The sequence below is a fragment of the Pseudonocardia adelaidensis genome, assembly GCF_039543345.1.
Lineage (GTDB): Bacteria > Actinomycetota > Actinomycetes > Mycobacteriales > Pseudonocardiaceae > Pseudonocardia > Pseudonocardia adelaidensis.
Genome location: NZ_BAABJO010000039.1, coordinates 38,711 through 62,965, shown reverse-complemented (window position 1 = coordinate 62,965; position 24,255 = coordinate 38,711). Strand labels below are relative to the sequence as shown.

Here is a 24,255-nt window from a genome sequence, read left to right as displayed (position 1 = left end):
ATGGATGTGGAGCTGCGGCACCTCCGCTCCCTCGTCGCGATCGCCGAGGCGGGCGGGTTCACCGGTGCCGCCGCGGAGCTCGGTGTGACGCAGCCGTCCGTGTCCCGCGCGCTCGCCGCGCTCGAGGAGGCGCTCGGGGTGCGGGTGCTGCGGCGGACCAGCCGGGAGGTCGTGCTCACCGCGGCGGGGGAGCGGGTGCTGGCCCGCGCCCGCCGGGTGCTCGCCGAGGTCGAGGACCTCACCCGCGAGGCGCGCAGCGGCCACACCCAGCTCCGGCTCGGCCACGCCTGGGCGGCCCTCGGCGCGCACACCGTCGAGCTGCAGCGGCGCTGGGCCGCGGTGCACCCCGACGTCTCGCTGCACCTGGTGCGCACCAACTCCCCGACCGGTGGCCTCGCCGAAGGCGCCTGCGACGTCGCGGTGGTGCGCGCGCCGTCCGGTCCGGACCGCATCGACGCCGGCCGGTTCGACGGCGCGGTCGTCGGGCTGGAGGCCCGCTACTGCGCGCTCGCCGCGGACGACCCCCTCGCGCGGCGCCGGCAGCTGCGCCTCGCCGACCTCACCGAGCGCGTCATCGCGATCGACCCGCGCACCGGCACCACCACGGTCGACCTCTGGCCGCCCGGCGCGCGCCCCGAGGTGGAGGAGAGCCACGACGTCGACGACTGGCTGGCCGTGATCGCGAGCGGCCGCTGCGTCGGCGTCACCGCGGAGAGCACCCTGACCCAGTACCGCCGCCAGGGCGTCGTGTTCCGCCGGCTCCGCGACGCCCCACCGGTGCCGGTGCGGATCGTCTGGTGGCGCGACGACCCGCACCCGTCCGCCGCCGACGTGGTCGGCCTCCTCGCGGAGCTGTACCGGCGCCGGACCCCGCATAGACGCGGTTGATGCCATCCATCCCGACTATCTGTTTCCGGTACCCCGCAGCCGCTTCCTACCGTCGACGCATGCGGATCGTGGTGTGTCGGCTCGACGAGTTCCCGCCGGGTGAGCGGCGCATCGTGCAGGCTGGGCGGCGGTCGATCGGGGTCTTCCGGGTGGGGGACCGGTTCTACGCCATCAACAACCACTGCCCCCACCAGGGCGGGCCGCTCTGCCTCGGGCGGACCAAGCCGTGGGTGAGCTCGTCGGGGCCCGGTGAGTTCGTGCTCGCCGAGGACGACGCGCTGCTCGCCTGCCCGTGGCACGGGTGGGAGTACGACCTCGCCACCGGCCAGTCCTTCCTCGGCCCGGGTGAGCCACCGGTCCGCACCTACGAGGTGTCCGTCGAGGCCGAGACAGCCGGACAGCCGCCCGCCGAGCCGCGCGGCGGGCGGATGCCCGGGCCGTACGTCGCCGACACGTTCCCGGTGCACGTCGAGGACGCCTACGTCGTGGTCGAGACCACCCCGCGCCCGGCAGCGGTGCCGGGCGCACGAGCCGCCGGAGGTGCGGGATGACGAGCACGCTGCCCATGAGGCGGTCCGCCGGTCGGCGGACCGACCACACGATCGTCGACTCCGACATCCACCCCCACGCGCTGGCCCGTGACATCCTCCCGCGGCTGTCGGCGCAGCACCGCAGGCGCTTCGAGACGTTCGGCAGCCGCGTGCCCGGCCCGCCGGAGATCTACCCGCGCGTGCGCAACTCCGGCTTCCGGCTCGACTCGTGGCCCGAGGGCGGCTTCCCCGGCAGCGACCTGCAGATGACGCGCGACCAGCTGCTCGACCTGTACGACGTCGACCACGGCATCCTGATCCCGCTGCAGGGGCACAGCTGGGGCGTGGAGCAGCCGCACTACGCCGCCGCGCTCTGCGGGGCGCTCAACGACTGGCTCGTCGAGGAGTGGCTCGACCGGGAGCCGCGGCTGCGCAGCTCCATCGCGATCCCGCACGAGTCGCCCGACCTGGCGGCGGAGGAGATCGCCCGGCGCGCCGACGACCCGCGGTTCGTGCAGGTGCTGCTGTCGACCGGCGGCGAGTCCGGCTTCGGGGTCCGCCGCTACTGGCCGATCTACCGGGCGGCGGCCGACGCCAAGCTGCCGATCGCGGCCCACACCGGCGGGCTGGAGCAGCACCGCGGCGCCGGCTGGCCGTCGTTCTACCTCGAAGAGCACGTGTGGAACGGCAACACGATGGCCTCGCTGCTGATGAGCATGCTCTGCGAGGGCGTGTTCACCGAGTTCCCGACGCTGCAGGTGGTCTGCGTGGAGGGCGGGATCGCCTGGGCGGGCCCGCTGATGTGGGCCCTGGACGAGGCGTGGCCGCGGCTGCGCGAGGACGTCCCGCACCTGACGAAGCCGCCGTCGGAGTACATCCGCGAGCACGTGTGGTTCACGACCCAGCCGGTCGAGGAGCCCGACGACCCGGAGCACCTGGAGATCGCCCTGCGGCACATCGGGATGAACGACCGGATCATGTTCGCCTCCGACTACCCGCACTGGGACTTCGACTCGCCGCAGCAGGCGCCGAGGCTGTTCCCGGCCGCGCTGCGGCGCGACATCATGGGCGCCAACGCCTGCCGGCTCTACGGGCTGCCGGAGCGGGAGGTGGCGGCGTGACCAGCGTCCAGACCGCGGTGGTCGACACCGACGTCCACTGCTCGCCGAAGGCCCTGTCCGACCTCTCGCCGTACCTCGACGCCTACTGGCGCGGCTACATCACCGAGGGGGGCATCGCGCTCTCGCCGACGCAGGGTGGGGCCTACCCGCCGGCGGTGCCGACCAGTGGCACGCCCGCACCCTCCTCGGTGGACGAGCTGCGCGCGGGCTTCCTCGACGTGCGGGGCCCCCAGCTACCGCAGTTGAATCTCGCCGTGCTGAACTGCACCACGTCGTTCCACTGCAACCGCAACCCGTACTACGAGGCGGCGCTCTGCCGGGCGGTCAACGACTGGCTGGTGGCCGAGTGGCTGGAGCGCGACGACCGGCTGCGGGCGAGCATGGTGGTGCCGACGCTCGACACCGCGGCGGCCGTCGCCGAGATCGAGCGGATCGGGGATCACCCGCGGATCGTGCAGGTGCTGCTGCCGGTGCGCACCGACGCGCCGTGGGGCAACGTGCGGCACCGGCCGCTGCTGCGGGCGGCGGCCGAGCGCGGGCTCGTCGTCGGGCTGCACGCGTGGGGCCGGATCGGCAACGCGCCGACGTCCAGCGGGATGACCCACACCTACCTCGAGGACTACATCGCCAACTCGCAGATCATCGTGCAGGGCCAGGTGACGAGCCTGGTCACCGAGGGCGTGTTCGCGCACCTGCCCGACCTGCGCGTCACGCTCCTGGAATGCGGGTTCTCGTGGCTGCCCACGCTGCTGTGGCGCTTCGACAAGGACTGGAAGGGCGTGTGGCGCGAGGTCCCGTGGCTGGACGCGAAGCCGTCGGAGACGGTGCGGCGGCACCTTCGCCTCACCACGGCACCCGCGCAGCTGCCCCGCGACCCGGAGCAGATGCGGGAGGCGCTCGACCTGCTCGACGCCGGTTCGATGCTGCTGTACGCGAGCGACCACCCGCACGACCACGGGTCCGGCGGCGAGCGGCTGCTCGCCGCGCTCTCCGACGAGGAGCGCGAGCGGGTGCTGGGCGGCAACGCCGCCGACTGGTACCGACCCGCCTGATGCTGGAGGGCCTGGAGGGGTTCACGGCCGCCGACGTCGCGACACCGGGCGGTACGCGGATCCGGGTGCGCACCGCAGGCACCGGACCGCCGGTGGTGCTGCTGCACGGCTACCCGCAGACGTCGGCGATGTGGCACCTCGTCGCGCCCGAGCTGGCCCGCGACCACACGGTGGTGCTCGCCGACCTGCCCGGGTACGGCGACAGCCTCGCGCCGCCGGACGCCCCGGTCGAGGCGTTCGGGAAGCGGGCGATGGCCGCCGAGGTCGTGGCCGCCATGGCCGGGCTCGGGTTCGACCGGTTCGCGGTGGTCGGGCACGACCGCGGCGCCCGGTGCGCCTACCGGCTGGCGCTCGACCACCCGGACGTCGTCACGGCGCTCGGCGTGCTCGACATCCTGCCGACGGCCGACGTCTTCGCCCGGGTCGACGCCACGTTCGCCCGCGGCGCGTGGCACTGGTTCTTCCTCGCCCAGCCCGGCGACCTGCCGGAGCGGCTGATCGCCGCCGACCCGGACGCGTTCTTCCTGCGTGGTCCGACGCCGTTCACCCCGGACGCGGTGGCCGCCTACCGCGCGGCCTGGTCGCGGCCCGAGGTGATCCACGCGATGTGCCAGGACTACCGGGCGGGCGCGACCGTGGACGTCACCGACGACGAGTCCGACCGCGGACGGCGCACGATCGGCTGCCCGACGCTGGTCCTCTGGGGGACCCGTGGCCCGGTAGGCCGCGAGCCGGACGCGCTGGAGACCTGGCGGGCCTGGGCGCCCTCCGCTACCGGGCACACGCTGGAGTGCGGGCACTACGTCGCCGAGGAACGCCCGGCCGAGACGATCGTCGCGGTGCGGGAGCTGCTCGCCGCTTCCATACTGGGCAGGTGGTGAGGCGGGCGACGTCGCTGGCGAACCTCGACCTGAACCTCCTCGTGATCCTGCGGGAGCTGCTGCGCGAGCGGAACGTCACGCGCGCGGCACGGCAGGTCGGGATCACCCAGCCGGCGGCGAGCGCGGCGCTCGGGCGGCTGCGCCGGCACTTCGGGGACGAGCTGCTCGAACGCACCCGCGGTGGTTTCGTCCTCACCCCGCTCGGGGCGCAGCTCGCCACGCAGATCGAGACGGTGTGCGCCGGTGTGGAGCGGCTCTTCTCCACCGACGCCGCGTTCCGGCCGGAGGACTCCGAACGCGAGTTCGTCGTGCTGATGCCCGACTACGTGCTCGCGGCGATCGGCGAAGGCCTCTCCCGGGCGATGCACGATGCCGCGCCCCGCACCCGGCTGCACGTGAAGGTCGTCCACGAGGCGATGCCGACCGACCTCCTGGAGACCTTGCGGGTGATCGACGGCATCGTCTCGGTGCCGATGCCCAGGTTCCGGATCACGGGGATCCGGGGCCTCGAGCTCTTCCGGGATCGCTGGGTCTGCGTCGTCGCGGCCGACAACCCGGTGGGCGACCGCCTGGAGCCGGCCGACCTCGAGCGCCTGCCGTGGGTGGTCCCGCACCACCCGGACGGCGAGTACCCGCCCACGTCGCCGCTCGCGCCGCTCCTCGCCCGGCTGTCCGTGCGCCCGCAGGTGGCGGTCCGGGTGGACAGCTACCAGGCCACCCCGTACTTCGTGGCCGACACCGACCGGGTGGCCGTGATGCAGCGGCGGCTCGCGATGCGGTTCGCCGACCGGCCGGACCTGCGGGTGCTCGAGTGCCCGGGCGACCCGCCGCCGATCGTCGAGACGCTGTGGTGGCACGCGAAGCACGACGAGGACGACGCCCACACGTGGTTCCGGTCGATGGTGGTGCGGGCGGCGGAGGACGACGGCAGGTATCCATCGCATTGATGGTGCGCATGTCAACTCGTGATTTCCGCGCAGGGGGACCGGGTTCGTAGCGTGATCCGTCGGACCGAGCGCGCACGAAGGGGTGTGGCATGGCTGAACAGGTCGACTCCCGTCCCGTCGTCGACGTCGTCCCGCTGATCGAGAACCAGAAGATCGGCCGGTTCTGGGTGCTGCTGTTCGCGGTGTCGTGGGCCGTGACGTTCCTCGACGGCTTCGACCTGCAGATCATCTCCTTCGCGGGCCGCTACATCCAGGAGGCGTTCGCCCTCAGCAACACCCAGCTCGGCACGCTGGGGACGGTCGGCGTGGTGGGCACGCTGCTCGGCGGCATCGCGATGGGCTACGTCGGGGACCGCGTCGGCCGCAAGCCGGCGATCATCGTGTCGACGCTCGGCTTCGGCGTGTTCATGCTGCTCTTCGCCGTCGCGCAGGACTACCTGCAGCTGGTGGTGCTGCGATTCGCGACGGGCGTGTTCCTCGGCGGGGCGCTGCCGCTGGTGTGGGCCGTGGTCACGGAGTTCGCGCCGGCACGGCTGCGCTCGACGTCCGTGGTGATCACGATGATCGGCTACAGCCTCGGCAGCGCCTCGGGCGGCCCGATCTCCAACCTGCTCATCCCGCGGTTCGGCTGGGAGGCGGTGTTCGTCGCGGGCGGCGTCGTGTCGCTCCTCGCCGCCGTCCCGGTGGCGCTGTTCCTGCCGGAGTCGGTCAAGTTCCTGGCCCAGAGGGACCTGCACCAGCACCGCATCGGCGCGATCCTGCGGCGCGCGCTGCCGGGCGTCACGCTGCCGGCGGGCGCCCGGTTCGTCGTCGGCACCGGAGGGCGCGACCGCGCCCCGTTCCGGCCGGCCGACCTGTTCCGCGGCGGCCGGCTCGCGCTGATCACCCCGCTGGTGTGGCTGGCGTACATGTGCTCGTCGGCCATCGTGTTCTACCTGGCGTTCTGGGGGCCGATCCTCAACGAGCGGATCGGGTTCAGCGTGTCCGCCGCGGCGACCCTCGCCGCGTGGACCGCCGTCGCCGGGGCGGCGGGGCAGCTGCTGATCGGGCGGTTCATCGACCACCGCGGCGCCGGGACGATCGCGTGGATGCCGCTGCTCGCGGTGCCCTGCCTCATGCTCATCGGGCTCGTCCCCCTGAACGCGGCCACGTACGTCGCCGTGATCATCCTGGCCCACATCTTCGTGATCGGCGGGCACGGCGGCATCATCTCGATCTGCGGGATCTTCTACCGCCCCGCGATCCGCGCCAACGGTGCGGGCTGGGCGACGTCCGTCGCCAAGTTCGGCGCGATGCTCGGCCCGTGGCTGGCCGGGTTCGTCATGGACCACGGGCTCGACGCCCGCGGCACCTTCTTCGTGTTCGGGTTCTTCCCGGTCGCCATGGTGGTGCTGCTGGTGGTGCTCGGACGCGTCCAGAAGGGGCTGTCTACGGACGCCGACGGGTCGCTGCAGGCCGCGGAACCCGCGGTGCGCTGACCGGGCGGGGCCGAGCTTCCACGTTGCGAAAGGCCCGTCGAGGCGGTGGGCCCGCCCGGGCATCGTGACAGGCATGAGCATGACCACCCGCGCCGCGATCTGCCGGGAGCCCCGCAGGCCGTGGGAGATCATCGACGTCGAGCTCGACGACCCGCGCGCGAACGAGGTGCGCATCCGCTTCCACGCCGCCGGGCTGTGCCACTCCGACGACCACATCCAGAAGGGCGATGCCCGGATGCGGTTCCCGGTGGTCGGCGGCCACGAGGGCGCCGGCGTGGTCGAGGCCGTCGGCGAGGGGGTGACCCGGGTCGCCGTGGGCGATCACGTCGTCTGCTCGTTCATCCCGGCCTGCGGGTCCTGCCGGTACTGCTCGACGGGGCGGCAGAACCTGTGCGACGCGGGCAAGAACGCGGCCACCGGCGAGTTCCCCGACGGGACCTTCCGGTTCCACCTCGACGGGGAGGACCTCGGCGGGCTGTGCGTGCTCGGCACGTTCGCCGAGCGCGCGGTGGTGTCGGAGTTCTCGTGCATCCCCATCCAGGACGACATCCCGTTCGACGTCGCAGCGCTGGTGAGCTGCGGGGTGCCGACCGGATGGGGCTCGGCCGTCCACGCGGCGGGGGTGCGGGCGGGCGACACCGTGGTGATCTACGGCGCGGGTGGTGTGGGCAGCAACGCCGTGCAGGGCGCGCGGTACGCCGGCGCCAAGAACGTGGTGGTCGTGGACCCGGTGCCGTTCAAGCAGGACATGGCGAAGGTCTTCGGGGCCACGCACACGTTCGGCGACGCGGCGGCCGCGCACGAGTTCGTGGTGGACACGACGTGGGGTGAGCTCGCCGACCACGCGATCATCACGGTCGGCGTGCTGCACGACGAGGTCATCGCGAACGCGCTCAAGGTGGTGGGCAAGACCGGGCAGGTCACGATCACCGCCGTCGGCAACGGCTCCCTGGTCGCCCCGGCCGGCATGCTGATCGGCTACCAGCGGCGCGTGCAGGGCGCGATCTTCGGCGCCTGCAACCCGCTGCACGACGTCCCGCGGCTGCTGGGGCTCTACCGCTCCGGCGACCTCAAGCTCGACGAGCTGATCACCCGCCGCTACCGGCTCGACCAGGTCAACGAGGGCTACCAGGACATGCTCGACGGCAAGAACATCCGCGGCGTCATCGTCCACGAGCGCTGAGGGCGCGCGATGACCGCGGTTCGCCTCCGGGTGCTGATGGAGCCACGCCACGGCGCCCGGTACGAGGAGATCCTGGCGCTCGCGCTGGCCACCGAGGAGGCCGGGTTCGACGCGTTCTTCCGCTCCGACCACCTGATGGGCGTCGACCCGAACGACCCGGACTACCGCCCCACCGAGTGCTGGACGACGCTCGGCGGGCTGGCCCGTGACACCAGCAGGGTGCGGCTGGGCGCGCTGGTGACCGCGGCGACGTTCCGCGAGCCGGGCCTGCTCGCGGCGATCGTCGCGTCGGTGGACGAGATGAGCGGGGGGCGCGCCGAGCTGGGGCTGGGCACCGGCTGGTACGAGCGCGAGCACCACGCGTTCGGGATCCCGTTCCCGCCCCGGCGCGAGCGGTTCGACCGGATGGAGGAGCAGCTCGCGGTGATCACCGGGCTGTGGGCGGGGCCCGGGTTCTCCTTCGCCGGCACGCACTACCGCGTCGCGGACAACCGCACGCCGCCGCGGCCGACGCAGAGCCCGCACCCGCCGGTCATCGTCGGCGGCAGCGGCCCGAGGCGGACGCCGGCGATCGCCGCCCGGTACGCGACGGAGTTCAACGCGGCGCTGACCCTCGGGGGTGGCGCCGCCGCGCTGCGGGAACGGTTCGCGAACTTCGCCCGGGCGTGCGAGGCGATCGGGCGCGACCCGGCGGGCGCGCGCCGTTCCGCGGTGCTGCCCGTCGCGTGCGGCGCCACCCCGGCCGAGACCGAGCGGCGCGCGGCCGTGATCGGGTCGGACCTGATGCGGTCCAATGCGGCGATCGGGTCGCCCGCCGAGGTGACCGAGCGGATCGGCGAGCTCGCCGAGGCCGGCGCCGACACCGTCTACCTGCACGTCTACGACATCCACGACCTCGACCACATCGCGCTGATCGGTGCCGAGGTGCTGCCGCACGTCGCGCCGACCCGAACGGGAGCCCCTGCATGAGCATCACGACGCGCGCGGCGATCGCGCGGCAACCTCGCACCGGGTGGGAGCTCGTCGAGCTCCAGCTGGACGAGCCGAAGGCGCACGAGGTGCGCGTCAGGTTCGCCGCCGCCGGCCTCTGCCACTCCGACGACCACATCACCCAGGGCGATGCCCCGGTCCGGCTGCCGATCGTCGGCGGGCACGAGGGCGCGGGCGTGGTGGAGTCGGTCGGGCCGGACGTGCGGCGGGTGAAGGCGGGCGACCGGATCGTCTGCTCCTACATCCCGGCGTGCGGGGCCTGCCGGCCGTGTTCGACCGGGCACCAGAACATGTGCGTGAAGGGCCTCAACGCCGGGACCGGGATGTTCCTCGACGGCACCTTCCGCTTCCACCTCGGCGACGAGGACCTGGGCGGGTTCTGCACCGTCGGCTCGTTCTCCCAGTACGCGGTGGTGTCGGAGTGGGCGTGCATCCCGCTGCCCGACGACATCCCGTTCGAGATCGGCGCCCTCGTCGGGTGCGGCGTGCCCACCGGCTGGGGCTCGGCCGTGCACGCGGCGGGCGTGCGGGCGGGCGACACCGTGGTGATCTACGGCGCGGGCGGTGTGGGCAGCAACGCGGTGCAGGGCGCCCGGTACGCGGGCGCGAAGAACGTGGTCGTGGTGGACCCGGTGGAGTTCAAGCGGGACATGGCCAAGGTGTTCGGGGCCACCCACACGTTCGCCGACGCGAAGGCCGCGCACGACTTCGTGGTGGAGACGACCTGGGGCCAGCTGGCCGACCACGCGATCTGCACCCCCGGGGTGCTGACCGCCGACGTCGTGAGCGCCGCCGTGCAGGTCGTCGGCAAGGGCGGCAAGGTGACGATCACCGCCGTCGGCAAGCTGGGCGAGAACGCCGTCACCGTGCACGCCGGGCAGATGATCAGCTACCAGCGGCAGGTCCGCGGGGCGCTCTTCGGCGACTGCAACCCGCTCTACGACGTGCCCAAGCTGCTCGGGCTCTACCGCTCCGGAGACCTCAAGCTCGACGAGCTGGTCACCCGGCGCTACTCGCTCGACGAGATCAACCAGGGCTACCAGGACATGACGGATGGCAAGAACATCCGCGGCGTCGTGGTCCACGATGGCTGAAGCGGTGACCGGGCTCGTTGCGCCCGACGACGTCGACGCCGTCACCGAGCTGCTGCGCGCGCAGCTGGAAGGGCTGCCCGCGCGCTCGCCGCTCTACGCCGACCACCTCGCCGAGCACGGCGTCACGGCAGCGGCCTTCGCCTCGCTCGAGGACCTGCGCAAGTTCCCCTTCACCACCAAGCAGATGCTGCGCGACTCCCAGGCCGCCGCTCCTCCGCTGGGCCGGCACGCGGGCGTGGCGATGAGCGAGGTCGTCCGGGTCCACGCCTCGACCGGCACCACCGGGCGGCCCAGCTGGGTGGGGGTCACCCGCCGCGACGCCGCGGCCTGGACCGACATGGTGGCCCGCGCGTTCCGCACTATGGGCGCCACCCGCGAGGACGTCGTCCTGCACTGTGCCGGGCTCACGCTCTTCGTCGGCGGCCTCCCGATCCGCGACGCCCTCGAACGGATCGGCTCCACGCTCGTGCCCATCGGCACCGGGGCGTCGGAGAAGGCGGTGCTGGCGCTCGAGACCCTCGGGGTCACCGCGCTGCACTCCACCCCGTCCTACGCGCGCTACCTCGCCGAGCACATCCGGGGGCTCGGGCGGGACCCGAAGGAGTTCGGGCTCCGCAAGGTGTTCGTGGGCGGCGAGCCAGGGGGCGGCGAGCCGGCGTTCCGCGCGCACGTCGAGAGCGAGTGGGGCGCCCCCGTCACCGAAGGGCTCGGCAACGCCGACATGGCACCCGTCCTCTTCGGCGAGGCACCAGGCAGCGGCGGGATGCGGTTCACCGGCGGCCGGCACGTCGTCGTCGAGCTGATCGACCCCGACAGCGGCGAACCCGTGGGCGCCGAGCCGGGCGCCACCGGCGAGCTCGTCTACACCTCGGTGGACCGCGAGTGCTGCCCGCTGGTGCGCTTCCGCACCCGCGACCGCGTCGTCGTCACCGGGCGGGCCGCGGACGGGGCACCGCTGATCCGCTGCGTCGGGCGCACCGACGACATGCTGATCGTGCTGGGCGTGAACGTCTTCCCCTCCGCCGTGCGCGACCTCGTGCAGACCCTGCACCCGCGCACGACCGGGGCCGTGCAGATCGTCCTGCCGCAGGCGGGGCCGCGGGTCGAGCCGCCGCTGCCGGTGGAGGTCGAGTGGGGGGAGCAGCCCGGCGACCGCGAGCAGCTCGCCCGCGACGTCGAGGCGCTCATCCGCAGCCGGCTCTCGGTGCGCGCGACCGTCACGCTCGTGCCGCCCGGCTCGCTCGAACGCTCCGAGATGAAGTCCCGGCTCACCCGCCTCGCCAGCTGAGATCGAAGGGACGACCATGCCCATCGCCGGGCCGAACGCGATCCTCGACCCCACCGGCGGCGCGGCCGCCGTCGCCGCCCCGTTCGCGCTCGCGCCCCGCAGGCGCGACCTCGCAGGCGCCCGCATCGGCCTGCTGGAGAACACCAAGCAGAACGCCGCCCTGCTGCTCGACGAGCTCGGCACGCTGCTGGTCGCCGAGCACGGCGCCGCCGCGGTGACGCTCCGGCGCACCAAGACCGCGTTCGCCCTGCCGGCTTCCGACGAGCTCGTGGCCGAGTACGCCCGCGAGTGCGACGTGGTGGTCACCGGCGTGGGCGACTGCGGCTCGTGCAGCGCCTCGGCCGCGGCCGACGGCGTGGCGTTCGAGCGGGCGGGCCTGCCGGCGGCGGTGATCTGCAGCGACGCCTTCGTGGCCACCGCCGACGCGATGGCCGCGCTGCGGGGGGCGCCCGGCTACCGGTACCTCACCACGCCGCACCCGGTCGCGATCCTCACCCCGGACCAGGTGCGGGAGCGGGCGGCGCAGCTCGCTGCGGACGTGGCCGCCCTGCTCACCGGGAAGACCGCATGACCGGGCCCGGCACCGCGCTCGACCCGGACGGTGCGCAGGCGGCGATCGAGCACTGCTACGAGCAGGGGTGGTCGGACGGGCTGCCGCTGGTGCCCGCGTCGCGGCCGCTCGTGGACCGGTTCCTCGCCACCACGTCCCGGGCGCCGGAGGAGGTGATCGGGCGGCTCGCCCAGGTCGACCGCGAGGTGACCGTCGAGCTCGCCGCGATCAACGCCGCCATGGCGGGCTGCCGGCCGGAGTACTTCCCGGTCGTGCTCGCGGCGTGGGACGCGTTGATGCGGGAGCGGGCCACCAGGGGAGGGGGCTGGCAGTCGACGAGCGGGCCGGCGCCCCTGATCGTCGTCAACGGGCCGGTGCGCGACGAGCTGGGGTTCAACAAGGCCGGTGGTGTGTTCGGGCCGGGGTTCCGGGCCAACGCGACCGTCCCGCGGGCGATCGGGCTGATCGTCCGCAATGCGCTGGGCATCCGCCCGCACGTGTTCGAGCAGGCCACGCAGGGGCTGCCCGGGCGATGGTCCATCTGCGTGGCCGAGAACGAGGAGGAGAGCCCCTGGGAGCCCCTCGCGGTCGAGGCCGGGCTGCCCGCCGGCACGTCGGCGGTGTCGGCCACGCTGCTGCGCACGTCCGAGTTCGTGGACAACCGGCACACCGGCGACGCCGAGCAGCTGCTCGCCGACTTCGCCGACACGATCTCCCGCACCGGCGCCTGGATCTTCCGGCACGCCTCGGCCGGGATCGTGTTCTGCCCGGAGCACGCCCAGCTGCTCGCCGGGGCCGGGTTCGACCGGGCGAAGGTCCGGGCGTGGCTCGCCGAGCGGTGCGGGCGGACGGTCGGCGACCTCGCGGACGTCGGGAAGGACGGCCTGGGCGACAACGGCGTCCGGCACGCGAGCGGTGAGCGCCCCGACGGGTTCGACCTCCTGCTCGCCGACGGCGAGCGCAACCACCTGCTGATCGCCGTCGCCGGGGCCCGCAACGCCGGGATCTCGATGGTGGTGCGCCTGTTCAGCGACTGGTCCGCGACCGCGGTGCCGGTCGAGAAGAAGGAGCTTGCTGATGACTGACATGGTGCGCGCGGCCGTGCAGGTGGCGCCGCGGCAGATCGAGCTGCGCGAGTTCCCGCGCCCGGCGATCGGCGCCGACGACGGGCTGCTGCGCGTCGAGGCGAACGGGATCTGCGGCAGCGACGTCGAGTCCTACCGCGGGCACCTGGGCATGGGCCGCGGGCCGACCATCCCGGGACACGAGCCCATGGGCATCATCGAGGAGATCGGCGACCGGGCCGCCGAGCGCTGGGGGGTGCAGCCGGGGGACCGGGTGGCCCTCGAGGTGATCGTCCCGTGCCGGTCGTGCCACGACTGCCTGACCGGGCGCTACCAGTCCTGCCGCAACCGCAGGTACGGCCACGGCGTCACCGGGATCGACGTGGCCCCTTCGCTGTGGGGCGGGTTCGCCGAGCACCTGTACCTGACGCCCGGCGCCGTCCTGCACAAGGTGGACAAGACCCTGCCGCCCGAGCTCGCGGTGATGTTCAACCCGCTCGGCGCCGGCGTCCGCTGGGCGGTGCACCTCGGCGAGGTCGGGCTGGGCGACACGCTGCTCGTGCTCGGCGCCGGGCAGCGCGGACTCGCCGCGGTGATCGCGGCCAGGGCGGCGGGCGCCGGGACGATCATCATCACCGGCCTGGAGGCCGACGCCCACAAGCTGGCCCTCGCGAAGGAGTTCGGCGCGGACCACACGGTCGTCGTCGACGGTCCGGACGCCGAGGACACCGTCGAGCGCGTCCGCGAGATCACCGACGGGGCGATGGCCGACGTCGTGCTGGAGCTGACCCCGATGGCCGCCGCGCCGGTCACGCACGCCCTGCTGGCCGCCAAGCACGGCGGCCGGGTGGTGCTCGCCGGGCTGAAGGGCGGCGCCGAGGTGCCGCTGAAGACCGACCTGATCATCAACCGGGCGCTCACCGTGCGCGGCGCCTACGGGGTGGACGCCCGGGGCTACGCCGAGGCCATCGCGATCATCGAGTCGCGGCGGTTCCCCCTCGAGAAGCTGCACACCCACACGTTCGGCCTGGAGGACACGGCGCTCGCCATCGAGACGCTCGGCGGCGAGGTGCAGGGCGAGTCCGCGGTGCACGTGTCGGTCCACCCCCACCTGTGACAGGAGTGCCCGAGTTGCTGGTCGATGCCCACGCCCACCTGCTGCCCCCCGACTACCCGGCCGACGCTCCCGAGTGCTTCCCCCGGATGGCGGCGATCGACGGCGACACCGCCCGGCTGCTGCTGTTCGGCGCGACGCGGTTCCGCGCGCGGGACGCGTTCTTCGACGCCGAGCGCCGCATCGAGGAGCAGGACCGCTCGGGCGTCGACGCCGAGGTGCTCAGCCCGATGCCGCCGCTCCTGCGCTACGACCTGCCGGCCGCCGACGGGCTCACGCTCGCCCGGCACGTCAACGAGTTCGCCGCGCAGCTGTGCGCCGCAGCGCCGGACCGGCTCGTCGGGCTCGGGATGGTGCCGATGCAGGACCCGGACGCCGCGGCGGCCGAGCTGAAGGCCGTGCGGGACCAGGGTCTGCGCGGCGTGGAGATCGCCTCCAACGTGCTCGGCGCCTCGATCGGGGACGAGCGGTTCCTCCCGTTCTTCACCGAGGCCCAGCGCCTCGAGCTGGCGGTGTTCGTGCACGCGATGCCCGCCGCCACCGACCGGCTGCCCCGATCGGCCGCGGGCACCTACGTCGTGGGCCTGGAAGGCGCCATGGCCGCGGCGTCGATCATCGCGGGCGGCACCGCGGCCGCCTGCCCCGACCTGCGGATCTCGTTCAGCCACGCCGCGGGCGGCTTCCCCCTGATGGTGCCGAGGGCGCAGTACTTCTGGGGCGGCACCTGGAACGAGGAGCCCGCCGTGCCGGAACGTGCGATCGCGCACACCGACGGCCCGTCGCCGCTGGAGTACGCCCGCCGCTTCTACTACGACACGATGGTGTTCGACCGCCGCGCCCTGCGGTACCTCGTGGACCTGCTCGGCGCCGACCGCCTGCTCGTCGGCTCCGACTTCCCCGCCATGCCCCGCGAGGAGCCCGCCGGCCGCACCCTGCGCTCCCTGGACCTGGAACCGGAGGTGCTGGAGCAGATCACGTGGAACAACGCGTGGAACTGGCTGGGAATCGATCCCCCGGCTGCTGGATAGGCCGCCGGTGCCGTCGCGCATTGTGCGGGCATGCATTGCGGGCAGGCCGGGGGCCTGCCCCCTGGGCGCGGGGCGCCACCGGCGGCGGTCTCGTAGCCCACTCAGCACATCGGGCCCGACCTTCGCATGAGGCGGGCTCTGTGCGAAGTGGCGGCCGGGTGTGCGAAGTGGCCGCGGAGGGGCCGGCAGAATGCGGTCGGTACTGGATTTGCGAAGTCGCTATCGGCGCGGGGAGAGGGCTCGCGTGATCGCGCGGCTCGCCTGTTTCAGGACCGCCGCCAGTTCTCTCGGGCGGGCGCCCTCCGTCTCGACGACGACGCTGATGGCGGCCGTGACCTCGCCTGCCGGATCGAGGACGGGCACCGCGACCACCAGGTCGGGCATCGTGATCTGGCCGCGCGCCACCGCCACCCCGGTCTGGCGGATGTGGGCGAGGGTGCGGCGCAGCTCGTTGGGGTCGGTCACCGTCATCGGGTTGAACCGCTCCAGCGGCGAGCGCAGCACCGCCTCCTGGAAGTCGGGCTCGGAGAAGGCGAGGAGCACGAGCCCGGTGCCGGTGGCGTGCATCGGCCAGCGGTCGCCGACGCGGCTGGTCACGGGGTTGCGCACCCGGGCGCGGATCGCCTCGACGTACACGACCTGCATGCCGTCCCGGACGGCCAGCTGCACGTTGCCGCGGGTGATCTGGTGCAGGTCCTCGACGTGCGGGAACGCCGCCTCGCGCAGCTCCAGGCCGCGGGGGGCCAGCGCGGACAGCTCCAGGAGGCGCAGGCCCACCGAGTAGCGGCCGGCGCTGTCGCGTTCGAGCGCGCCCCAGTCCACGAGCTCGCGGGTGAGGCGGTGTGCGGTGGGCAGGGTCAACCCGGCGCGGCGGGCGATCTCGGAGAGGGACAGGCAGCGGTGCCGCGGCCCGAACGCGTCGAGCACCGACAGGGCGCGCCCGGCCGCGGTGGGCCGTGCCGTCCCCGGGCCACGGCGCCGCACTGCGGCCCGCGGTGCCGCCGCCGGGACGTCCGGGCTCAGCGTCATGTCGCACCTCCGCGAGGGTCGGGATCGGTGTGGGTCGGATTCACGGGTTGGGTGGGGTGACGAGTCCTTCCCGGATGGCGACCAGTGCCGCCTGCGTGCGGGACGTCAGCTGCAGCTTCGCGAGGATGTGGCTGACGTGGGTGCGTGCGGTGCGTTCGCTGATGTAGAGCTCCGCCGCGATCTGGTGGTTCGACATGCCGCGCGCCACCAGCGCGAGGATCGAACGCTCGCGCGCGGTGAGGGCGGCGAGCCCGGTGGGCGGCGAGACGAGCCGGCGGGTGAGGCGGCCCGCGACGGTGGGGTCGAGGTGCACCTCGCCCCGGTCGGCCGAGCGGATCGCGGCGGCGACCTCGTCCGGGTCGGCGTCCTTCAGCAGGTACCCGGACGCGCCCGCCTCCAGGGCGGCGTGCACGCGTTCCAGCTCGCCGAAGCTGGTGAGCACGACGACCCGCACGGCGGGGTGCGCGCCGAGCATCGCCCGGATGGCGGCGATCCCGTCCATCCGCGGCATCAGCACGTCCATGAGCACGACCTGCGGGAGCCTGCCCTCGGTGGCGAGGCGGTGCAGCTGGTCGAGCGCGTCCTTGCCGTCCACGGCCTCGGCGAGCACCTCGATGCCCTCGGCGCTCTCCAGGTAGGCGGCGAGCCCACGGCGCACCACCGCGTGGTCGTCGACGACGAGCACACCGATGTCGCCGGTGGCACTCGGCTCCGGCGACGTGCCGTTCACCGTGGCGCCCCTCACCGGGCCGGGGCCGGTCCGGCCACCGGTACGCAGACCCGTACGCGACAGCCCCGGCCGCCCTCCCGACCACCCGTGTTGGCGATCTCGATCGATCCGCCCCATCGCTCCGCCCGCTCCCGCATCGACACCAGGCCGAGCGCGCCGGCCCGCACCTGGGCGGTCAGCCCGCTCCCGTCGTCACTGATCTCGACCACCACCCGGTCCGGTGGCCCGCTGGTGCTGATGTGCACCGACACCCGGGTCGCGCCCGCGTGCTTCACGACGTTGTGCAGCGCCTCCTGCACCACCCGGTAGAGGTCCTCCTGCAGCTCGACCGGCAGGTCGCCGACGTCGGGGCTGAGGTCGACGGCCACGTCGATGTCCAGGCCGGACGTGCCCCGCACCGACTCCGCGTGGCTGCGTACCGCGCCGGCGAGCCCGCGCTCCACGAGCTCCACCGGGTGCAGCTGGAGCACGAGGCCGCGCAGGTCGGCGAGCGCGGTCTGCGCGAGGTCGAGCAGCTCGTCGGCCACCGCCCGCACGCGCTCGGTGCGGACGGTGCGGCCCGGCGCGACCTGGGCCTGCAGCGCCTTGGCCTGCATGCGCATGGAGAACACCTGCTGGACGACCGAGTCGTGCAGCTCGCGGGCGAGCCGGGCCCGCTCGGCGAGCTGGGCGTCGTGGCGGGATCGGGCGAGCAGGTCGGCGGAGTCCACGGCGGTGGCGGCCTGGTCGGCGATCGCCTCGAGGAACTCGAGCGCCGCGGGGCCGGGGGGCTCGCCGGGCTTGTAGAAGGCGTTGAGCACGCCGACGGCGCGGCCGCGCACCACGAGCGGCACGGCGGCGAAGGCATCCCACTCGGGGGCGCCCATGATCCGGTGCAGGGGGCCCCACGCCGGGTCTGCCATCACGGCGGCCTTGCGGTTCGGGACGACGACGCGGCGGCAGGTCTCGAACGCCTCCACGAACATCATCCGCGCGCCGAGGCGCTTGCACTCCTCGAACCGGTCGGTGAAGTCCTCCGCGTCGGTGAAGCCGGCCTTGCCGACCACCCGCATCGTGCCGCCCTCGACCCGCAGGATCTGCACGGCCGCGATGTGCTCGGCCTGCACCACCTCGTTCGCGACGACGTCGAGGGTGACGGACAGCGACGCCGCGTCGGCGACGCTGGACGCCGCCCGAGCGATGGCCGCGAGCCTGCGCTGCCCGCGCCGCTCGTCCTCGCGTCCGGGATCCGGGCTCTGCGCGGACCCCGGCCCCGGCTCGAGCGCACCCCCGCATTCCGGGCACCTCGAGCCCGCCGCGACGCGCTCCTCGCGCGTGAGCACTTTCGCCACGCCGACCCCTTCGTCTGCGTCATGGAGATCGGGTCCAGTCTCACCATTGCGGGAGCCGGGTCACAAGGGTTGCGGCGCCTTGTGCGCAGGTCGTCCGCGACCGCTCATGCGGCCTACGACATATGTCCGAGGCCCGACGGGGACGGGACAGGGGTGCCGGCAGCGGGGAGAACATCTCTTCCGTCCCGCGAAACCTCCCTGCACCCCCGCATCGCCCCTCCCCGACGCTGAGCGGGCGCCTGGGGTGAGCCCGGTCACCGCGCGGTGGCTGGTCCTGCCCGCTATCGAACGGGAGTCCTTGTGAGACGACGCACGGTGAGACGACGCACGCACGTGGTGCCGCTCCTGCTCGCCGCGCTCCTCGTCCTCGCCGGGTGCGGGGGCGGTGGCCGGGCGGCGGGCCCGGCCGCGCCCGCCGGGCCACCGCAGCGGGGCGGCGAGCTCACGGTGCTGGAGAGCGCGTCGTTCGCGGGCGGCTGGCCGACCGGGCTCGACCCGGCCACGAACACCACGGGCGGCGCCAACATCTCGCAGATGAGCGCGATCTACGGCGGGCTCTTCCGGCTGGAGGCCGCCGACGACGGGTCGGATGCGAAGGTCGTCCCGCACCAGGCCGAGGGCTACGAGCTGCTCGACGGCGGCAGGACGGTGCGCATCACCATCCGCGACGGCCTCCGGTTCACCGACGGCACCCCGTTCGACGCCGAGGCGGTGGCGTTCAACTTCCGCCGCGACGTCGACTCCCCGTGCACGTGCTCGCCGACGTGGCCGCTGGCCGAGAACGGGATCACCACCGACGGGCCGCGCACGGTCGTGCTCACCTTCACCCGCCCGTTCGCCGCGGTGATCAACGCGTTCCCGGCCAGCAACGTCAACTGGATCGCCTCGCCCACCGCGGTGCAGCAGATGGGCGAGGAGCAGTTCGCGCTGAAGCCGGTCGGGGCGGGCCCGTTCACGGTCGTGTCCAACCAGCTCAGCTCGAAGCTCGAGCTCGCACGCAACCCGGACTACTTCAAGGAGGGGCGGCCCTACCTCGACCGGCTCACGTTCCAGTCGATCGGCGGTGACCAGCCCGCCTACCAGGCGCTGCTCGCCGGGCAGGCGCAGGCCTACGAGGGCCTCAACACGACGCCGCTGCTCGAGCAGGCCCAGGAGGCGGGCCGGCTCACGGTCACCGCGCAGCCGGCCACGTCGCCCTACGTCGTGCAGCTGAACACGCAGCGCGCCCCGTTCGACGACCAGCGGGCGCGCGAGGCCGTCTACCGCGCCACCGACTTCGGGGCGATCGCTCAGGGGGTGTTCCGCGGCCGCTACCCGGTGAGCCAGTCGTTCACCGGGCCCGGTGGCCTGTTCCACCACGAGACCGTCGAGGGCTACCCGGCGTTCGACCTGGAGCGCGCCAAGCAGCTCGTGGCGGAGCTCGGCGGGCTCACCGTCCGCCTCGGGACGCTGCGCGGCTACGTGGCCGAGCAGGTGATGACCGCACTGCAGACCCAGTGGCAGCAGGCCGGCATCCAGGTCCAGATCGAGACCTACGAGCTGTCGACGCTGGTGCAGCAGTTCAACTCGGGGGAGTGGCAGTCGATGCTGCAGACCGCGGGGGCGTGGGACCCGGCCGGTGGCGTCGGTGTGGGCTTCCGCTTCTCCTCCGACTCGCCGTTCACCGGCGTGCACGACCCGGAGCTGGACACGATGCTCGACACCGCCGAGTCCACCGTCGACCCGGCGGAGCGGGAGCGGCTCTACGTCGACGCCGGCCGCTACATCGCCGACCACGCCTACGCGCCGTTCGGGCTGGCGTTCGCGCCGGCCAACCTCGCGACGGAGGGGGTGTACGGGCCCGGGCTGACCACCAAGATCCCCCCGATCGTGGTCAACACCGGAGTCCTGTGGGACGAGGTGTGGAGGGTGCAGCAGCAGTGACCACGAGCGCGACCGCCGTATCCACGTCCCGCCCCGCCCGGTGGTCCGCGCCGCCGAGCGTGCGGCTGGTGGGCAGGCGCCTGCTGATGGTGGTCCCGATCATCCTCGGCGTGAGCGTCCTGACCTTCTGGGTGCTCGCCCTGATCCCGGGCAACGCCGCGCAGCAGCTGCTGGGGCCGGAGGCCACACCCGAGCAGATCCGGGCGCTCGAGGTCGAGATGGGCCTCGACCGGCCCGCGGTGCTGCGCTACCTCGACTGGCTCGGTGGGGCGGTCACCGGCGACCTCGGCACGTCGCTGGTGAACAACCAGCCGGTGACCGGCCAGATCGCGGAACGGATGGCCGTCACCGGCGAGCTGGTGGCGCTCGCGTTCGTCGTCTCCCTCGGGCTGGCCGTGCCGGTCGCGCTGCTCGCCGCGTACCGGCCGAACCGCCTCTTCGACCGGGTGAGCATGCTCGTCAGCATCACCGGCCTGTCGGTGGCCAACTACGTCCTCGCGCTGCTGTTGGTACTGGTCTTCGCGGTGCAGCTCACGCTGTTCCCGGCGATCGGGTTCGTGCCGCTGGCCGAGGGCGTGGCGGCCAACCTGCACTCGATGGCGCTGCCCGCCGCGGCGATCTCCTTCCCGCTGTTCTGCTTCTACACGCGCTTCCTGCGCGGCGACCTGGTCGACCAGCTGCAGGGCGAGGACTACATCACGACGGCGCGGGCGAAGGGCATCGGGCCGTGGCAGGTGCTCCTGCGCCACGCCTTCCGCAACTCCGCGTTCGGCCTGATCACGGTGGTGGGGCTGAACCTCGGCACGCTGCTCGGCGGCACCGTGATCGTCGAGCAGATCTTCGCCCTGCCCGGGATGGGGCAGCTGATGCTCCAGGCGATCAACACCCGGGACGCCACCGTCGTGCAGGGCTGTGTCGTGGTGTTCGCCGTGGTGGCCGTGCTCGCCAACCTCGTCGCCGACCTGCTCTACGCCGTGCTCGACCCGAGGATCCGCTATGGCAGTCGCTGAGGCCGTGCCCGCGCGCGCCGAGGCCGATGCGGCCGGGCGGCCGCGGAGCGTCGCGCGCAACCTGGAGGTCGTGCTGCCCGCCGCGGTGCTGGTGGTCATCGCGGCCGGGTGCTTCCTCGGCCCGCTGGTGCTGCCGGTGCCGCCCCCGGTCGGCGGGAGCGTGCTCGACTCCTACCTCGACGCCGGCTCGCCGGGGCACCTGCTGGGCACCGACCCCAACGGCAACGACATCCTGTCCCGGATCCTGCACGGCGGGCGGTCCTCGCTGGTGGTGGCGGTCGCGGTGAACGTGCTCGGGCTGCTCGTCGGCGGGACGCTCGGCGCGCTGTCCGGCTACGTCGGGGGGGCCGTCGACACGGTGATCATGCGCGTGCTCGACGTGCTCATCGCGTTCCCGTCGCTGGTGCTCACCCTGGCCGTGGCGCAGAGCCTCGGCGCGAGCCAGACCAACACGATCCTCGCGCTCGCCTTCTTCTCGGTGCCCGCGTTCGCGCGGATCTCCCGGGCCGCGACGCTGCGGCTGCGGGAGTTGCCCTTCATGGCCGCCGCGCAGCTCGCGGGAACGCCGGGATGGCGGATCCTGCTGCGCCACATCGCCCCGAACATCACCCCGCAGCTGATCACCTTCGGGATGCTGGGCATGGGGATCGTCATGGTCATCGAGGGCGCGCTGTCGTTCCTCGGCCTCGGCATCCCGCCACCGGCCCCCAGCTGGGGCAACATGATCGCGCAGGGCCAGCAGAGCCTGTCGGCCACGCCGATGCTCGTGGTCTGGCCGTGCGCGGCGCTGTTCGTCACCGTGCTCGCCTTCAACCTGCTCGGCGAGACCCTCCGCGCGCGCTGGAGCGGCCGGTGACCGCCGGAAGGGTGGCGGCCGGCGCCGGGCCGACCGTGGACGGGCACGGGAGCGCTCCGCTGCTCGAGGTGACCGACCTGCGGGTGCGCTTCACCCGCGCCGGACGCGCGGTGCACGCGGTGAACGGCCTGTCCTACTCCCTCGCGCCGGGCCGGATGCTCGCGATCATCGGCGAGTCCGGGTCCGGCAAGAGCGTGAGCTCGCGGGCGTTGATGGGGCTGCTGCCCCCGACCGCCCGCGTGAGCGGCTCGGCCCGGTTCGACGGCACCGAGCTGGTGGGCCTGCCGGAGCGGGAGATGCGCCGCCGCCGCGGCGCCGACATCGCGATGGTGTTCCAGGACCCGGCCCGTTCCCTCAACCCGACGATGCGGGTCGGCGTGCAGATCACCGAGGCCGTCCGGGCCCACGCACAGCTGGACCGCAACGCGGCGAAGGTGCGCGCGATCGAGCTGCTGCAGCTGGTGCGGCTGCCCGCGCCGGAACGGCGCTTCCACGAGTACCCGCACCAGCTCTCCGGCGGGATGCGGCAGCGCGTGATGATCGCGATCGCGCTCGCGGGACGGCCGCGGCTGCTCATCGCCGACGAGGCCACCACCGCGCTGGACGTCACCACCCAGGCGCAGATCATGGAGCTGCTCGTCGAGCTCCAGGAGCGGCTGGGCATGGCGGTCATCCTGATCAGCCACGACCTCGCGCTGGCGGCGAGCTACGCCGACGACGTCGTCGTCATGTACGGCGGGCGGGCCGTCGAACGGGCGTCGGCGGCCACGCTGTTCGCGTCGGTCCGGATGCCCTACACCCGCGCGCTGCTGGGCGCGATCCCGCTGCTGGAGCGGCCCGCGCACACCGAGCTTCCGGTGGTGGCGGGGCAGCCGCCGGATCCGGCGGCGCTGCCCGCCGGCTGCCCGTTCCGGCCGCGCTGCGGCTCGGCCACCGACGAGTGCGCGACGGCACCGGATTTCACCGAGCACGAGCCGGGGCACTGGTGGGCCTGCTGGCACCCGGAGGTGGGGGCATGAGTGCGGTGAAGGAACCGCTGCTGCGGGCCCGCAACATCGTCCAGGAGTTCCCGGTGCGCGGCGCCGGGGGCCTGCGTGGCGGGGTGGTGCACGCGGTGTCGGACGTGTCGTTCGACGTGCAGCCGGGGGAGACCCTCGGCGTCGTCGGCGAGACCGGCTCCGGGAAGTCGACCCTGGCGCGCTCGCTGATCCAGGCTCCCCGGCCGAAGTCCGGCGAGGTCCTGTTCCAGGGGGAGGACCTCGTGCGGCTGCGCCGCCGCAGGCTCGTGGCCGCCCGGCGCCACGTGCAGATGGTCTACCAGGACCCGTTCGGTTCGCTGAACCCGCGCTGGCGCGTGACCGAGCTGGTCGAGGAGCCGCTGCTGGGGTACGGCGTGAAGGGCGCCGAGCGGCGGCGGCGGCGGGTCGGCGAGCTGCTCGACCTCGTCGGCCTCGACCCCTCGGTGTACGGGAGGCGCAGGCCGCGGGAGCTGTCCGGGGGGCAGTGCCAGCGCGTGGCCATCGCCCGTGCGATCGTACTGGACCCGGCGCTGGTGATCTGCGACGAGGCGGTGTCCTCGCTCGACGTGCTGATCCAGGCCCAGGTACTCAACCTGTTCGAACGGCTGCGGACCGACCTGGGGCTGTCCTACCTGTTCATCGCGCACGACCTCGCCCTGGTGAAGCAGGTGAGCGACCGCGTGGCGGTGATGCACCTCGGGCAGCTCGCCGAGGTCGGACCGGCCGACGCGCTGTATCGCGGCCCCCTGCACCCGTACACGGCCGCCCTGCTCGCGTCCGTCCCCGGCCTCGACCCGGCCACGGGACGGGCCCGGCGCCCCGTTCCGCTGCGCGGGGAGCCGCCCTCGCCGCTCGACCCGCCCAGCGGCTGCCGTTTCCGCACCCGCTGCCCCCGCGCCCGGGAGCGGTGCGCCACCGGGGAACCGGCGCTGCGGGAGCGCTCGCCGGGGCACAGCGTGGCATGCCACTTCCCGCTGGACGAGACGGTGGACGGGGCCGCGGCGGCCGGCCGGGAACCGCGACATCTGACCCGCCCCGCGTCCGACGACGCGGCCGGACCGGGCGGACATCTGCAGGTCGAGCCGCTGCCCGGGCGTTCATGACCTCACACAAGAAGGGCATCTCAAAACGGACATCCGGCATCGTCGC

Annotated in this window: 23 protein-coding genes; 20 read left to right on the top strand and 3 right to left on the bottom strand. The window is 73.6% G+C overall.

Going from position 1 to position 24,255, the window contains the following annotated elements; translation table 11 throughout:
- From ABEA81_RS35945 to ABEA81_RS35875, 15 genes are all read left to right on the top strand, one after another.
- Complete coding sequence (locus tag ABEA81_RS35945; RefSeq protein WP_345611491.1) at window positions 1–888, top strand: LysR family transcriptional regulator; 888 nt, start codon at window positions 1–3, stop codon at window positions 886–888.
- A gap of 59 nt (window positions 889–947) precedes the next feature.
- Window positions 948–1,439, top strand: a complete 492-nt coding sequence (locus ABEA81_RS35940; protein ID WP_345611490.1) for a Rieske (2Fe-2S) protein — start codon at window positions 948–950, stop codon at window positions 1,437–1,439.
- Complete coding sequence (locus ABEA81_RS35935; protein ID WP_345611489.1) at window positions 1,436–2,539, top strand: amidohydrolase family protein; 1,104 nt, start codon at window positions 1,436–1,438, stop codon at window positions 2,537–2,539. The genes ABEA81_RS35940 and ABEA81_RS35935 overlap by 4 nt, the downstream gene beginning before the upstream one ends.
- Window positions 2,536–3,591 (top strand): amidohydrolase family protein, encoded by a 1,056-nt coding sequence (locus tag ABEA81_RS35930; protein WP_345611488.1) that lies wholly within the window; start codon window positions 2,536–2,538, stop codon window positions 3,589–3,591. The genes ABEA81_RS35935 and ABEA81_RS35930 overlap by 4 nt, the downstream gene beginning before the upstream one ends.
- On the top strand, window positions 3,591–4,472 hold the full coding sequence (locus ABEA81_RS35925) for an alpha/beta fold hydrolase (RefSeq protein WP_345611486.1): 882 nt from the start codon (window positions 3,591–3,593) through the stop codon (window positions 4,470–4,472). Before ABEA81_RS35930 ends, ABEA81_RS35925 begins: the two co-directional genes overlap by 1 nt.
- Window positions 4,466–5,419, top strand: a complete 954-nt coding sequence (locus tag ABEA81_RS35920; RefSeq protein ID WP_345611484.1) for a LysR family transcriptional regulator — start codon at window positions 4,466–4,468, stop codon at window positions 5,417–5,419. The genes ABEA81_RS35925 and ABEA81_RS35920 overlap by 7 nt, the downstream gene beginning before the upstream one ends.
- Before the next feature lie 89 nt (window positions 5,420–5,508).
- A complete protein-coding gene (locus ABEA81_RS35915; protein ID WP_345611482.1) occupies window positions 5,509–6,897 on the top strand; it encodes an MFS transporter in 1,389 nt (462 codons plus the stop codon).
- Window positions 6,898–6,970: 73 nt separating this feature from the next.
- Window positions 6,971–8,080 (top strand): NDMA-dependent alcohol dehydrogenase, encoded by a 1,110-nt coding sequence (locus ABEA81_RS35910; protein WP_345611480.1) that lies wholly within the window; start codon window positions 6,971–6,973, stop codon window positions 8,078–8,080.
- A 9-nt stretch (window positions 8,081–8,089) separates the two neighbouring features.
- Window positions 8,090–9,049 (top strand): TIGR03560 family F420-dependent LLM class oxidoreductase, encoded by a 960-nt coding sequence (locus tag ABEA81_RS35905; protein ID WP_345611478.1) that lies wholly within the window; start codon window positions 8,090–8,092, stop codon window positions 9,047–9,049.
- The gene (locus ABEA81_RS35900; protein WP_345611476.1) at window positions 9,046–10,164 is read left to right on the top strand and encodes an NDMA-dependent alcohol dehydrogenase; all 1,119 of its coding nucleotides are present in this window, start codon (window positions 9,046–9,048) and stop codon (window positions 10,162–10,164) included. The genes ABEA81_RS35905 and ABEA81_RS35900 overlap by 4 nt, the downstream gene beginning before the upstream one ends.
- A gap of 4 nt (window positions 10,165–10,168) precedes the next feature.
- Window positions 10,169–11,452, top strand: coding sequence for a phenylacetate--CoA ligase family protein (locus ABEA81_RS35895; RefSeq protein WP_345611474.1), 1,284 nt, complete (start codon window positions 10,169–10,171; stop codon window positions 11,450–11,452).
- Window positions 11,453–11,468: 16 nt separating this feature from the next.
- Window positions 11,469–12,023: a UGSC family (seleno)protein gene (locus ABEA81_RS35890; protein ID WP_345611472.1), complete on the top strand. Its 555-nt coding sequence runs from the start codon at window positions 11,469–11,471 to the stop codon at window positions 12,021–12,023.
- Complete coding sequence (locus ABEA81_RS35885; RefSeq protein WP_345611470.1) at window positions 12,020–13,087, top strand: hypothetical protein; 1,068 nt, start codon at window positions 12,020–12,022, stop codon at window positions 13,085–13,087. Before ABEA81_RS35890 ends, ABEA81_RS35885 begins: the two co-directional genes overlap by 4 nt.
- On the top strand, window positions 13,080–14,183 hold the full coding sequence (locus tag ABEA81_RS35880; protein ID WP_345611469.1) for a zinc-dependent alcohol dehydrogenase: 1,104 nt from the start codon (window positions 13,080–13,082) through the stop codon (window positions 14,181–14,183). The genes ABEA81_RS35885 and ABEA81_RS35880 overlap by 8 nt, the downstream gene beginning before the upstream one ends.
- Window positions 14,184–14,197: 14 nt before the next feature.
- Window positions 14,198–15,208 carry an amidohydrolase family protein gene (locus ABEA81_RS35875; protein WP_345611467.1) on the top strand — a complete coding sequence of 337 codons (1,011 nt, stop codon included), beginning with the start codon at window positions 14,198–14,200 and terminating at the stop codon, window positions 15,206–15,208.
- 219 nt (window positions 15,209–15,427) lie between these two features.
- Here ABEA81_RS35875 and ABEA81_RS35870 read toward each other — a convergent pair whose 3' ends face one another.
- Genes ABEA81_RS35870 through ABEA81_RS35860 form a run of 3 tightly spaced genes read right to left on the bottom strand, consistent with a single transcriptional unit; the run spans window position 15,428 to window position 18,298 of the window.
- On the bottom strand, window positions 15,428–16,237 hold the full coding sequence (locus ABEA81_RS35870) for an IclR family transcriptional regulator (protein WP_345611465.1): 810 nt from the start codon (window positions 16,235–16,237) through the stop codon (window positions 15,428–15,430).
- A gap of 40 nt (window positions 16,238–16,277) precedes the next feature.
- Window positions 16,278–16,967: a response regulator transcription factor gene (locus ABEA81_RS35865; protein WP_345611464.1), complete on the bottom strand. Its 690-nt coding sequence runs from the start codon at window positions 16,965–16,967 to the stop codon at window positions 16,278–16,280.
- A gap of 11 nt (window positions 16,968–16,978) precedes the next feature.
- Window positions 16,979–18,298, bottom strand: a complete 1,320-nt coding sequence (locus tag ABEA81_RS35860) for a GAF domain-containing sensor histidine kinase (protein WP_345611462.1) — start codon at window positions 18,296–18,298, stop codon at window positions 16,979–16,981.
- Between the two features lie 315 nt (window positions 18,299–18,613).
- Between ABEA81_RS35860 and ABEA81_RS35855 the strand changes: the two genes are divergently transcribed.
- From ABEA81_RS35855 to ABEA81_RS35835, 5 genes are read left to right on the top strand one after another with little or no spacing between them, the layout of a single operon-like run.
- Window positions 18,614–20,221 (top strand): ABC transporter substrate-binding protein, encoded by a 1,608-nt coding sequence (locus ABEA81_RS35855; RefSeq protein WP_345611460.1) that lies wholly within the window; start codon window positions 18,614–18,616, stop codon window positions 20,219–20,221.
- On the top strand, window positions 20,218–21,231 hold the full coding sequence (locus ABEA81_RS35850; protein WP_345611458.1) for an ABC transporter permease: 1,014 nt from the start codon (window positions 20,218–20,220) through the stop codon (window positions 21,229–21,231). The genes ABEA81_RS35855 and ABEA81_RS35850 overlap by 4 nt, the downstream gene beginning before the upstream one ends.
- A complete protein-coding gene (locus ABEA81_RS35845) occupies window positions 21,218–22,087 on the top strand; it encodes an ABC transporter permease (RefSeq protein WP_345611456.1) in 870 nt (289 codons plus the stop codon). The genes ABEA81_RS35850 and ABEA81_RS35845 overlap by 14 nt, the downstream gene beginning before the upstream one ends.
- On the top strand, window positions 22,084–23,106 hold the full coding sequence (locus ABEA81_RS35840) for an ABC transporter ATP-binding protein (protein ID WP_345611455.1): 1,023 nt from the start codon (window positions 22,084–22,086) through the stop codon (window positions 23,104–23,106). The genes ABEA81_RS35845 and ABEA81_RS35840 overlap by 4 nt, the downstream gene beginning before the upstream one ends.
- Window positions 23,103–24,209, top strand: a complete 1,107-nt coding sequence (locus ABEA81_RS35835) for an ABC transporter ATP-binding protein (protein ID WP_345611454.1) — start codon at window positions 23,103–23,105, stop codon at window positions 24,207–24,209. Before ABEA81_RS35840 ends, ABEA81_RS35835 begins: the two co-directional genes overlap by 4 nt.
- Window positions 24,210–24,255: the final 46 nt, after the last annotated feature.